The organism is Pontibacillus yanchengensis Y32, assembly GCF_000770635.1.
Taxonomy (GTDB): Bacteria; Bacillota; Bacilli; order Bacillales; family BH030062; genus Pontibacillus; species Pontibacillus yanchengensis.
In genome coordinates, this window is record NZ_AVBF01000002.1 from 55,552 (window position 1) to 68,301 (window position 12,750).

The following is a 12,750-nucleotide window of genomic DNA, read 5'->3' on the forward strand; positions in this document are numbered from 1 at the left end:
TTTCAATTATTACAAATTGAAAAGGCATGGACAATTATCTAGCACGGGATATGTAAACGTTTATCTTAAAACGATTGCACGTTAAATAGATAAGAGGCACCTAACATCATGTTAAGTGCCTCTTCCCTTTAACGCTCTATTTTATTCCCCTCATACGATTCGATTTGTAACGGAGCAGTTAGAAACTGGGGTGCTTTTTCTAAAAAGGCTGTAAAATGATTACTATTACCATGAACCTCTACAGCCTCCATGTCTTTCCAAACCTCGACCATCGTGTAGGTATTTTCCTTTTCAGTATCTTTCAAAAGGTCATACGAAATGTTCCCGTCTTCTGCTCTTGATTGCTCCATTAGGGGACGAATTTCTTCTAAGAATTCCTGTTCTTTCGTAGGATCGATTTGAAAATGTGCATGCGTGATGATCATTGCCATCCCTCTTTTCTAAAGGTTTATTTCCAGTCTGTGATTGTATCTACTGGTAAGCGGACAGATTTATACCCATCTTCCGCTGCTTTTCCAATGGATAATAACATAACTGGTTTGTAACGATCTTTATCTAGATCGAGAGCTTCAGCGATTTTGTCCTTCTCGAAACCACCGATTGGATTGGTATCATAACCATGTGCACGTGCTGCTAGCATAAATTGCATAGACACCAAACCAGCGTCGATGACATTCATTTCACGATACTGCTCTTCCGTTAGTTGTTCAATCAATCCTTGAATGGCAGGAACTTGACGATCTCTAACCTCAGCAGGCATTTTCCCTTCCTCAACTGCTTGGTTATAAATTGTTTCCAAATATGCAGTACTGTTCATATCAACAAAAACTGCCACCATGGCAGAAGATGTATCTACTTGGGTTTGGTTAAACATTGCTAGTGGTTTTAGGGTCTCTTTCCCTTCCTCACTATCAATAACTACAAAGCGCCAAGGTTGTAGATTTACGGAAGAGGGAGCAAGCGTTGCCTCTCTCAAAATTTCCGTCATCTCTTCTCTGCTTATTTTTACGGATGGATCATAGTTTCGAATCGAACGACGACCTGTGATGATGTGATTAAAATCGTTTACTGTTGCTTGTGTCATGTTGAGTTCCCCTTTATTTAGTCTTCTATTTGATTTATATTGTTCTGAACTTTAGTCAGTAATGTTGTTAAGTTCTCACGTTCTTCATCTGAAAAACCGGCAAAGACTTTTGCGATAAAATCTTGTTTTTCCTTGCAATACGATTCTATCTTCTTCCGCCCTTCTTCTGTTAAACGAACGAAGGTGATGCGGTTATCTTCAGAGCTTTTACGGCGTGTGACAATTTCTTTTTCCTCTAGTTGTTTTAAGTGTCTCGTCACAGCAGCACCATCTATATGAACCTGTTGCTTTAATGCAGTCTGGTTGATTTCATCTACTTCCATTAATTTATGCAAAAGCTCTAAACGCGACTGACTAATCCCTGTACAGCGCTCAAATTTAGGGCTCATCTGCTTATAAATCTCATTCAGTTGAAGAATAATTTTCTGTTCTTCTTGATAGGAATTCGTCATAAATTCCCTCCTCCCCAAATAATTGATGCATCAATTATTGACCCATCAATTACTTTAATACATGTGGGTTTACGAAATCAAATAATTGAACTTGAAATGGACAGAAACCACTAAAGATAGCGTTATTCCAAACTGTTCAATCAGAATAAAATCCCTCACCACGCCTCATAATAAAACACATAACAAGGAGGGATTCTCATGGCAAAGAAAACAAAGAAACATGACGCAGAGCAAAAACATAAAAAAGGATTTGATCCGAAGAAAGCAGATACAGAATTTGGGGAAGAATTCGGAAGTGCAGCTGCTAATGAGGCACACAAGGAAAAAGCCAAAAAAGCTCGTAAATCTCAACAGCCGGAGCAAAATAAGTAGACATGTAACAGGATTTCTTTTTTATAGAGAAATCCTTTTTTGATACAAAATAGCTTCTCATAAAAATACCTGCCACTCTTGAGATCGACTTCTCAGGTAGTGACAGGAACTAACTGTTATAAATATTTTTTCTCTTCCAGGGTGTGAACTTTTTCAATCTGGTATTCAACTTTATTCTTGGTGTTTAAGTAGACATATGTTGCCCCTACGAAAAAACCTCCCCCAATGATGTTCCCTAAGGTAACTGGAATGATATTATGAACAAAACCCTCCATACTAACCATAGTTGTATGTGGGGAGGATAATGCTATCGAGAAAAGGCCGATATTAGCAATGCTATGCTCATAGCCAGAAATAAAAAAGGTAAATACAATGAACATCATCAACGTTATTTTAGATACATCATCCTTTACTTGTAGTGGAATCCAAATAGCTAAACAAACGAGCCAATTCGCTAAAATCGCACGGGTAAACAACATGGTCGTCGGTACATTCATCTTTTTCTCAGCAATAGTGATAAGGAATGAGTCCTCTGGAACAATGGATTGAAAGAGGCCTGTAAAATAGATCATTCCAGCAAAAAATAATAACCCGATGAGGTTTCCAGTATAACAATAGATCCACACTTTTCCCGTATCGACCCAACTCGTCTCTTTCGTAATAGAGGAAACTGTCATATATAGTGTGTTAGATGTGAATAATTCAGAACCCCCGTACACAATTAAACAAAAGGCAATTCCGAAGAATATGGCATTTATGAAGTAAGTCGATGCTGCATGTTGTTCAAAAAATGGCTGAGCTAATGAGAAAGACAATACTACAGCAAATCCTATATAAATTCCTGCTAATACCGCACGAATCATATATTGGTGAGGTGTTTCCTCCAACATATTCTTTTTTCGCTTGGCCGTATGTATCACTTTAGCGAGAGCTTCTTGTTCCAATCAGACCACCGCCTTTTTATATTGTGAAACATTTCACAATATAGTGTAGCTCTATAAATATCTATAAGCAATGACTGTAACAAAATGTACATATATAGAATTTGTAAGCGTTGTCTAAGAAAGTCCCTGTTGATTTTTTCACCAATTCATGCTTTCAAAAGGGCTGCCCAATTAATAGCTATAACATGTACCATAAACTCTAAAATAGACTCCTCCATATGTTAAAATAAAAGGATGATTAAGGAAGATTTTTAACCCAAGCAGCATAGGAGTGGACGATGGATGGACAAAAAAGATATTGCCGGCATCCGCAAGCAAATGAAAGTAGATCATGATTTAATGAAGATATCGGACATATTTAACGTGTATATTTTGAAAGAAACGACTGAGGTTTTTCACCATCAAAGTCAGCCGTTTGAGATGCTAGACAGAGATCAGCAGGAACTGTTTATGAATAACTTTAAAAAATTACTCACTGGGCAAATAGATGAAAAACTATTTGAACTGAAATTTCAACGGGAAGCCGAAAATCACACCCAGCTCATCCTACATAAAGGGCTTCTTAGCAGCGACGTTGAGGACTGGAAAGAACAAATGCTACACATGATTGAAAAAATGATCAAGGATCAGCCTTATGAAAAAGACGTTGTCATCACCTTCATTCGAGCTGAATATTTGAAGCCAAAGAAACGAAAAAATGAAGAATCCGAGGAGAGTGAACGAGATACCGTTTATTCTCACCCTTTCATTCTTTGTAGCATTAACAAAACCCAAGAGCCTAAGAAAGAATGGCTATTTGATTACGTGGAGAAGGAGTTCAAGTACAACATCGATGTTGATCCTGTCATTGACCTTAACGCTCCAATGGGAGGTTTTCTATTCCCTACCTTCACGAATCATGCTGCAGATGTGAATCACATTTTATATGTAGCGGGGAAAGCGCATGAGCCTGACCACCACTTTATCGAAGAAGTGTTAAATGGTGAAGAAGCAATGACCGCCAAAGAAGACAAAGCGGTGTTTGAGGAAGTCGTTCGGGGTGTAGTCGGAGATGAGCTCAACCCTTCTACCCTCGCTAATGTTTACGGAGAAATCAACCGCGTTGTCGAAGAAAATGAAGAAGACGAAGCGCCTACACTCGGATACAGGGATGTCGAACGTCTTTTAGTAGAAAGTGGCGAGACAGTCGATTCTGAAAAAGTGAAAAGTGCTTTTCAAACCGTTACCGATAATGAAGCTTACGAGTTAAAAGCAAGCAATATTGTCCCTAAATACAATTCCAAATCTATTAAAATCAATACTAAAGTAGCTAACATCTCCATAAGTCCACAAGACTTGCAATTCGTAAAACAAGTCAACTACAAAGGGAAACGCTGTATTATGATTGAAGTGGATGAAGATGCGGAGATTGATGGGTTTAAGATGTTGCCGGAAGCTTTTGGGGATGAATGAATTAAAAAGTGCGCTACTCTAACTTAGAGTAGCGCACTTTTTGTACATTTCATATTCCTTATGTTACCTTTTCAGACTTCCACAACAATCCATTCTCCACACAAATACCAACATTCAGCTCTTTATAACCTGCTTCTTCAAACTGAATGCCTATCAAATCTCCATCAAACAATGTAATAGAACCTATACCAAATTTTTTATGCACAACCTCTTCGCCGACTTCCATTTCATCCATTTGCATCAGGCTTGCATCTTGTCCATCTTTTACAAGAGCGTTCGCGTCTTTAGGCTGGACGATTTTTCGAACGTTAGACATAAATATTGACTCGGAGACGCGTTCATTTCCTTTATAGTTGTAGCTTAAAAGCTCCAAATGATTCCTGGCTCTTGTCATGCCTACATAGAAAAGTCGGGTCGCTTCTTCCATAGGGCCATACTCTTTATTACGGTAGCGATCCATATCATCTTTTGACGGAACTACCCCATCAACAAGGTCTGTCATATACACCTTATCGAACTCTAACCCTTTGGCGCTGTGGAAAGTGGTGAGCGTGAGGTTGCTTTTCTGTTTGTTGTATTTAGATGTTTGCACTAGTTTCTCAAGCTCTTTTAAGCGATCTGCGAACCCTTTGAGCGAACCAAGTCCCTCTGCGATTTCCTCCAGCGTATCAAGAATGCCGAAAAGATGTTCAGCGTTGAATCCATATTTTTCACACATATTGGTTATCGCACGGTCATAACCAAGCTTTTCCCGAATCGTACGAATCGCTTTGGCTGGCTCCATCTCGTTTATATTTTTGAACTGTTGCTTGGCTTTCGTAATATATTTCTGTTGATAGGAAGGGAGTTCACTATCGAGCAACGTATCAAAAACAGATGCATAATTGCCTTTCTTTTTTAAAAAGGCAATTTGCTGCTTTGATATATACGCATTGAATTTCGTATGAATTCTCTCCAGAATATCGACCCGGCGATCATTGTAGGAAAAACGCATAAAGTTTAGCATATCCTCGACGATCCAGTGCTTGAAGAATTTAGCATCAATATCCTTCATGTAAAAAGGGATCCCAGCTTTATCGAGCTTGTTCACTAGTGGTACCGCGGATGAATTGTTACGGTACAAGACCGCAATCTCCTCATCCCCCCCACTTCGTTTGATTTGTTCCGTGACGTAATTGAGCTGATCTTCATAGCTACGAAGGGATTTTATTTCGATGGCTTGATTAGAAGCATTTTCAGTGAACATTTCTTTAGGATAGCGATTTTGATTGCGCTTGATAAACTGATTAGACGTTTTCACAATTTCCTGTGAAGAGCGATAATTTTGCGACATTGTCATGACAGTAGCATTGGCATATGTCTTCTCAAACTGCAAAAGATTCTTCACATCAGAGCCACGCCACATAAAAATCGACTGGTCGTCATCCGCCACCACACAAAGATTATTATGAGGCTTAGCTAATAGCTCAACGATTTTATGCTGGACCACCGAGTTATCCTGGCTTTCATCGGTTAAAATATATTCAAACTTCTGCTGATATTTTGAGAGAATTTCCTCATCTTCTAATAAGATGTGATAACAATAAGTGAGCATATCATCAAAGTCTAGCAGCAGTCTGTCCTCATGATGTTGCTTGAACTGTTCATAAGAATGATAGATGGAAGCAGCATTTTTCACATTAACTTGAACCTGTTTTAGGCTATTTTCATCTAGCATTCTGTTTTTTGCATAGCTAATATATGTCATTAGCTCGTCCATATCATCATCAGAAATTTGCGTTCCATTCGTATCTTCATACAGCTTCTTCAAGATGAAATGCTTATGAAGAGGGATATCCGGTCCATTAAAACCTTTTTTCAGCTCTTCCTCACTAATGTTTCCTTCAATAATCAAGAAATGTTGTCCCCTTTTTCTTAACCACTCACGAACCACTTTGAAGGCAAAGCTATGAATCGTTGAAAAATGGACCTTATCTTCTGTTAATCCAGAAAAGAAGGAATCAAACCGTTCAGACATATCTTGTGCAGAAGCTTTACTAAATGTAACTGCCATGATTTGATTGGCATTCACTTTTTTCTCCAATAACAGATAACCAATTTTCATATTGAGCGTCGTCGTTTTACCCGATCCCGGAGAAGCCAACAGGAGCAACGGCCCTTCCGTATGCACTACCGCCTGTTTCTGAACATCATTCAGACAGACGCCCGTTTTTTCTTCCATTCGTTTAAAGAAATCCATAGGGCTGTCCTCCTCCTAACATTAATAAGAAAAGTAGATGGTAGAAGGCATTTTACCTACCTTCTACCACCTACTTGTTTACTTTCACATCTTCTATCATTATATATTCTATTAAGCTAGGATTCCACCCGCTTTTTTGGGATGGGGGGACAGGTCCCTCGTCCCACTTCGTGGAGTGGGATGAGGGACCTGTCCCCCCATCCCACTTCTTATAAATGGATGACTACGTTTCCTTTTTTGTGGCCTTTTTCAACATAGCGATGTGCCTCTATCATTTCCTCAAATGTGTATGTGCGGTCAATAATGGATGATAGCTTTCCTTCTAGAATGAGGTTGTTGAAGAACTGAAAATCTTTGGCTTTCTCGGCGGCTTTTCGTACACCTGTTGCGGCAAAGATAGCTTTCTTGCGCTTCGATCTTGATGTAATCACCATATTTTGCATAACATCTAGATTGGGAACAGTTGTCATATACCTCCCCTGTTCTGCGAGTGCTTTCTTGCATTTGGTATAAGAACTTTTTCCAACAGCGTCGAATATGAGATTATATGCTCCTACGTTTTTTCCGTAAAGTCCTTTTTTGTATAATCGATGACGTAATCAGCACCTAATTTTTTCACCAATTCAAGATTAGCTGTACTACACACCCCGGTGACTTCAGCACCATAATTCTTAGCGAGTTGAACCGCATAACTTCCGACCGAACCGGATGCGCCGTTAATAAGTACAGTTTGCTTCTCTCTCAGCTGGCCATTATCTCTAAGAAAAGGTAACGCTGTTATAGCACCATCAGCAAGAGAGGCTGCTTCTCCGTATGTCATCGTATCAGGCACCTTCGCAATTGCGCCTTTTTCCGAAATAGTAACGAATTCAGCATGCGTCCCATTACTTGGGGCGGTTGTGCCATACACTCGGTCCCCCATTTTAAGTGACCTCACACTTTTCCCTACCTCCACCACATCCCCACTAAAAGCATCTCCAGGTATGGACTTTGGCTTTACAAGTCCATCGAAAAAACGGATAAGAAAAGGTTTCCCAGAACGAAAAGCAATATCCGAGGGAGATAGAGTAGTAGCTTTCACTTGAATGAGCACTTCATCCTCTTTGGGTACGGGACGATTCCTTTCTATGTATTGGATGACATTTGGCGAACCATATTTTTTATACAGGATAGCTTTCATGGGTATCACTTCTTTCTTATATGAATGACCTTCTCATCGCTATACTTCATTTGATAAGGTATTCACACCAGCTTCATGTTAGAAGCGATTATTGAAAGAAGCATCAACCATAAATAGAAGCGACGTACTAGCGCCAAAAACTTTTTCACTTTACTCCCTAAAAAAAGAACCTGTACATTTTACTAAAGTAGTTCTGTTTTCGCGGTGAAAAATTGTAAATAGGATATGTTTTAGAACAATAATTAGATGATTGTTTTTGCTGGTTTGTATTTGGGATGCGATTTTAATATGTATATGAAACCCAAGGATTTACCCATTATATGGTAAAATGTATGGTAAAGAACTAAATAGATTTTCCACACTTCTAAAAAATAAGCAGGTATAACATTGATAACGAAAAAAAGGGGTAACAATGTTGGCATGGCTCGGGATACCGTTAATTGTTGCATTTTCTCTGGCTTATTATGCTCATAAGAATAAATTGAACCATAAGCAAAAATTAAGAGAAATTGAGTTGGAAGAGAAACAAATTGAGTTAGAAATGATGAAAGAAAGAAACGGCTCAAACACAGATGAAAAAGGTGATTAAGTGGGATTTGGCATTAAACAAAAACATTATATTTAATGACAAAAAGCTTGGGATATCCCAAGCTTTCTTATTTATGCTACGAAAACATATGTGCAATTTAACGTTTTCCCTACATTATCGGAACTACCTAACATTTTACAGGCTCTTTAGTGGAACAATTAAATGCAACAGTGTATTCCCAACAAAATATCTATCCTGATGGAACGCTACTTCTTTGTATTTCATGTTGCATTCCTCACCTCTGATAATTTCGGAAAAAGATGCACCGCATTCTCATAAAATACGCGCTCCACATGTTTGGAAGGGATAAAATGTCCAATAAACTCAGCATACCCCTTAATCGGAACGAGAGGCCAGTCTGAACCAAAAAGCAATTTTTCATAATGACCACAGAAGGTAAGAGCATGTCGCACGTGATTGAAGTAATTGCTATGAATCTTCTCTTCTAGCGTCTTATCCGTGCCAACGACCCATCCAGATAAATCTGCAAACATATTAGGATTCTTATACACCACTTCTGCTCCCGTCAGCACCCATGGATCTCCTAAGTGAGCCATCATAAAATTCACATCTCGCCTTGCTACGGCAACTTCGTCTAACGTAAGTGGATGTGCATATTTTAATAACCCACGCTCCGAATACGTATCTCCTGTATGAAAGACAACCGGCACATTGTAAGCAGCCGCCAGGTCGTAAACAGGCTGATACACTGCGTCATAAGCGTAGTATGGATAATACCCTAAATAAATTTTAATACCCACAACTTCTTCCTTTTGCAGGTCTTTTTCAAGCTTGTCCAGGCCAGATTGATGCAAGTGAAACGGGTTGATACCAGGGCACATCGCTACACCAGCTGGCAATTCCTGTTCTAAATCAAGTCCCATTGGTGATGCGGCATGGTGATCCGGAAACCCCATCTGAGGAGTTTCCGTTACACCCATACCAATAGCCATCTCAATATTCCCATCTTCCATTTCCTTTTGCAGACCCTTACCAGAATAATCTACGTGCGAGAGTTCATTGGCCGTGTATTCAAAACTATCAATAGCCGAAAAATGAATATGTGCATCAATAATCTTCAAAATTATCCTCCTTGACTGAGTGGGACGCGGGGACAGGTACGTTGTCCCAATTAGTGGGACGAGGGACCTGTCCCCTCATCCCAAAAAGTGATGTTGTGGAAGGGGTGGTGGGTTGGGGGTTGCGTTTCTTCCCCGAAGAATAGAATGGTTGGATCTACTGCTGTTGTTTCTCCAGCTGCAGCAGTCCATTCATAATCTGCTTCCACAAGAAACACTTCTGGGTTCATGTACACGCCCGCCATTTTCCGCGTCGTTGGGTGTATGACTGTCATCGTTTCTTTGCGCTCATCGGCGCCAATCGTTACAGAAGGGGTATCGTGTAGTTCATACTCCTCCACACCTGCATAATACCTTTGGAATATGCCATCCGATTTCACATTCACATAGCTTGAGGTTAACTTTTCAGCTGGGTTAAAAAAGCTATCATATAGTAATTTTTCCTTTGCAAACGTGCGGTTTGCACCTTGATGGATTTCCGCATAGACTGCTAGAACCGGAACCTCTGGTAGCGTCAGAATATATTGACGTAGCGCAACTCCATTGAAGGTTTCATGCTCTGTGAACGAAGTCGATAAACAAATCCCTGTCCATTGATTTCCGAGCTGGTCGATTTTCGTAGCAGGTTCGACCTTCGTTTTTTCTTTTAGCATGGAATAAGCGCTGACAGCGTGGAACCTGTAGCTGATTCCGCCTCCCCATGGATTCCACCAAGCTCTCGGGCCAGCTTCTGGATATTGGTGATGCAATGTTTCTTTTCCTTTATAGGAGAGAGAATACAATCCTGGATAATAGTCAGGACATGCTTTCATAGAAATAACCCCGTTATCAACAGTCCAACCATCGGCACCCGGAGATACCTGCACATCGCCTGTTCCCTGTACGAGCTGATACGTGTGCAAAGCTGCTCGTTGTCCCGGAGAGTGGAATTGCCCTGCTATTGCTTTCACACCAGGCTCATTATGCTTAAGCTTTACGTTCATTTTCGTTATCTCATCTTCTTTTCCAGCTTCTTTTATAAACGTTCCGCCACCGTTTTTGACTCGTAATGTTCCATGCACATACGGAGTAAGCAACGAGCGAAACGCATAATCCACCGATTCTCCTACTCTAGAAATGAATGCTCCATCTTCTGCTTCTAACGCAAACATGGAAGTTTCTTTTATATTAGGAGCATTGTCCCCTAATACAAACTCTCTCCATTTCTGCCAGTCCGGTGAAATATTAACTCCTATTTGAATCGGACCTAAGCATTTATTTTCCTGCGGTTGGATAGAGTCAACGGAATACTCAACTGCAAAACGCCAATCGTCCTTTTTCCCAACAGCATCATCAGGCCAAGCAACGCCCTTTGTCTCCCCCATCGATTTCGTGAATAACCATCGTTCCGAGATGTCTTTATCACGAATATACTCCATAAAAGGAATCAACGCTTCATGCCCTTTCATGACTTGACCTTGCTGAGGAATGGCTGCACTTTTAAACTCCATAAAAATTGGTTGCAAAAGGGAGACGGATTGTATCGCTTCTATGCTGTCATTTACGAACTCATGCTTAACTTCCACTAACCCCTCTCCATAGACTTTGAGATACGTATGGAGTAAAAGTGGCGAGAAGGCTTCTGATGCTAGAGTTGTTTTGATCACAAACGCCTCAGGAAGCTCGATGTATTCCACATCCGTTGCTTCTTTTTTCGAAAATTCTTCACTGTATGGCTTACCAATCTTAGGAGTTAACAATCCAACAGGGTCTTCGGACGAATGGATGGAACCTATCTTCACAAGATGATTTCTTTTTTCAATCTCTACATACGTTAGTCCGTTATAGCCGTACCAATGTGTGTCCGTATCTCCTCCAAATTTACCGCCATAGCCTGGGAATGCCTGTGTTAAACGAGCAGTAAACGTGTAAGACTCTCCATTTTCAGATTCAACAAGTACATCCACTTCTTCAGATAAGAATCCATTTTGTAAAAGTTGTACGGGTAATGGAATGGAAATGCGGCCTTTCCCAGTCAAATCCGTACTAATTTCGGACGTATCCCATTTCACGACTTTATTTTGTGGAAGCTTGATCGTCCAGGTTGAATCCTGTTCTAACTGACTCTCTAAATCCAAATATAGGGTTCCTTCTTGCTGCGCTCTCCAGCTTTTTGTAACAGAACGGACCTCCACTTTTCCTGCTTTTATTGGGAATACACCCATTTTCATAGGGAACTTGTATCCTCCAATATTAATGGTGGCACCAACTACAGGGTGCGTCTTCCATGGACTAGGTTCATTCTTTGGAACCGTTATAGAAAAAGGAAATTCTCCGCTCCATTCATTTGGGATGGTTACGTTTTCTTGTAATGGATGATGAACAAGCTCTGATGCATCCCCTGTTAGCGATACGGTAAGAGGGGTAGTCGTTTTATTTTTTATATGATAGTTCGCCGCATGATCTTTCTTTTCCAGAAGCTTAAAATCAGGTAGCTCCATTTCGATTAACAAATCCTGTGTTTCGATCAGACGAATACCTCTTCCCGTCCTCTCAAATTGAATGCGAACGAATTCATCTCCGGCTTCCCATTTATACTCATAAAAGGTGTGCTCATTTGTTTTAATGCCATCAGGCTTGATGTCGATCGTTCGCTGACTAGTCGTGTACCAATTATGTTTTTCGAAAAATGGTCGTAGCCAATCAATCTGCAAAACCATCGGCATAAAATTCATCAAATGCGTCGTATCATCTCTGTCTTCCCAAAAGAATCCGCATTTTTTATATAACGGTACGGCTTTTGTATTGCCTGGCCATGTAAATAGATCAAGCCTTGGCCACCCATATTCTACCGTTTTATCAATAGCTGTAAGGAGAAGTTGTTTGCCAATTTTTAATCCTTGGTAATCTGGATGGACGTTGATTAGAGGAATATAAAGGGCGCCAATGTCCTCCCTATACTCAGAGAGACCGCAATATCCAACCACTTCGTCCTCCACAAGCGCAAGGAATGTATGGAGATTCGTAGACTTGGCTTCCTTATCGATGACGTCCTGCTCTGTTGTAACAACAGCATCGCCACCCCAGTTCTCCCCACTCTCATTCCACATCTTCGCCAAACTCTTCGCCAGATCATCATGATACTCGACTATATTCACACGTTCCATTGTTTTCATACAAGTTCCTCCAAGTTCTAGTATTTAACGATTGAATCCCACCATTTCAACTTTCACATCGACAATCATCATCATTGCCAACTCCTCCTTTCATCTTATGTACTGGAAAAATAATCATATCACTCATAGTTTAAGAGTTTATGCTCATAAAGTAAAGAATATTCAGACTGGGATGAGGGGACAGGTCCCTTGTCCCACTTTTCT

Annotated in this window: 12 protein-coding genes; 3 read left to right on the plus strand and 9 right to left on the minus strand. The window is 40.3% G+C overall.

All coding sequences use genetic code 11. The annotated features are described in order from the left end of the window. Positions 1 to 128: 128 nt before the first annotated feature. From N782_RS01270 to N782_RS01280, 3 genes are read right to left on the minus strand one after another with little or no spacing between them, the layout of a single operon-like run. On the minus strand, positions 129 to 425 hold the full coding sequence (locus N782_RS01270; protein WP_036815455.1) for a putative quinol monooxygenase: 297 nt from the start codon (positions 423 to 425) through the stop codon (positions 129 to 131). Positions 426 to 448: 23 nt separating this feature from the next. After that, the gene (locus tag N782_RS01275) at positions 449 to 1,084 is read right to left on the minus strand and encodes a nitroreductase family protein (protein WP_036815456.1); all 636 of its coding nucleotides are present in this window, start codon (positions 1,082 to 1,084) and stop codon (positions 449 to 451) included. Between the two features lie 17 nt (positions 1,085 to 1,101). Next, positions 1,102 to 1,536 carry a MarR family winged helix-turn-helix transcriptional regulator gene (locus N782_RS01280; RefSeq protein WP_036815457.1) on the minus strand — a complete coding sequence of 145 codons (435 nt, stop codon included), beginning with the start codon at positions 1,534 to 1,536 and terminating at the stop codon, positions 1,102 to 1,104. Positions 1,537 to 1,734: 198 nt separating this feature from the next. Between N782_RS01280 and N782_RS21725 the strand changes: the two genes are divergently transcribed. After that, positions 1,735 to 1,908, plus strand: a complete 174-nt coding sequence (locus N782_RS21725; protein WP_202595657.1) for a hypothetical protein — start codon at positions 1,735 to 1,737, stop codon at positions 1,906 to 1,908. Between the two features lie 116 nt (positions 1,909 to 2,024). On the opposite strand, the gene N782_RS01285 is transcribed toward N782_RS21725, so the two are convergent. After that, on the minus strand, positions 2,025 to 2,852 hold the full coding sequence (locus N782_RS01285; RefSeq protein WP_036815458.1) for a formate/nitrite transporter family protein: 828 nt from the start codon (positions 2,850 to 2,852) through the stop codon (positions 2,025 to 2,027). 282 nt (positions 2,853 to 3,134) lie between these two features. Here N782_RS01285 and N782_RS01290 point away from each other — a divergent pair, with 282 nt between their 5' ends. Then, positions 3,135 to 4,304: a DUF4317 domain-containing protein gene (locus N782_RS01290; RefSeq protein ID WP_036815459.1), complete on the plus strand. Its 1,170-nt coding sequence runs from the start codon at positions 3,135 to 3,137 to the stop codon at positions 4,302 to 4,304. A gap of 58 nt (positions 4,305 to 4,362) precedes the next feature. Here the strand turns inward: N782_RS01290 and N782_RS01295 are convergent, their stop codons facing one another. The 3 genes from N782_RS01295 to N782_RS21895 all read right to left on the minus strand — a co-directional run bounded on the left by N782_RS01295 (position 4,363) and on the right by N782_RS21895 (position 7,723). Next, the gene (locus N782_RS01295; protein ID WP_036815460.1) at positions 4,363 to 6,543 is read right to left on the minus strand and encodes an ATP-dependent helicase; all 2,181 of its coding nucleotides are present in this window, start codon (positions 6,541 to 6,543) and stop codon (positions 4,363 to 4,365) included. A 209-nt stretch (positions 6,544 to 6,752) separates the two neighbouring features. Beyond that, on the minus strand, positions 6,753 to 7,082 hold the full coding sequence (locus N782_RS21890; protein ID WP_237582321.1) for a zinc-binding dehydrogenase: 330 nt from the start codon (positions 7,080 to 7,082) through the stop codon (positions 6,753 to 6,755). A gap of 14 nt (positions 7,083 to 7,096) precedes the next feature. Further along, positions 7,097 to 7,723, minus strand: a complete 627-nt coding sequence (locus N782_RS21895) for an NAD(P)-dependent alcohol dehydrogenase (RefSeq protein WP_052111093.1) — start codon at positions 7,721 to 7,723, stop codon at positions 7,097 to 7,099. 415 nt (positions 7,724 to 8,138) lie between these two features. Between N782_RS21895 and N782_RS21400 the strand changes: the two genes are divergently transcribed. Next, the gene (locus tag N782_RS21400) at positions 8,139 to 8,312 is read left to right on the plus strand and encodes a hypothetical protein (RefSeq protein WP_237582297.1); all 174 of its coding nucleotides are present in this window, start codon (positions 8,139 to 8,141) and stop codon (positions 8,310 to 8,312) included. Positions 8,313 to 8,533: 221 nt separating this feature from the next. On the opposite strand, the gene N782_RS01305 is transcribed toward N782_RS21400, so the two are convergent. Both N782_RS01305 and N782_RS01310 read right to left on the minus strand, forming a co-directional pair. After that, positions 8,534 to 9,394 (minus strand): amidohydrolase family protein, encoded by an 861-nt coding sequence (locus tag N782_RS01305; RefSeq protein ID WP_036815461.1) that lies wholly within the window; start codon positions 9,392 to 9,394, stop codon positions 8,534 to 8,536. Positions 9,395 to 9,444: 50 nt separating this feature from the next. Beyond that, positions 9,445 to 12,546, minus strand: a complete 3,102-nt coding sequence (locus N782_RS01310) for a GNAT family N-acetyltransferase (protein ID WP_036815462.1) — start codon at positions 12,544 to 12,546, stop codon at positions 9,445 to 9,447. Positions 12,547 to 12,750: the final 204 nt, after the last annotated feature.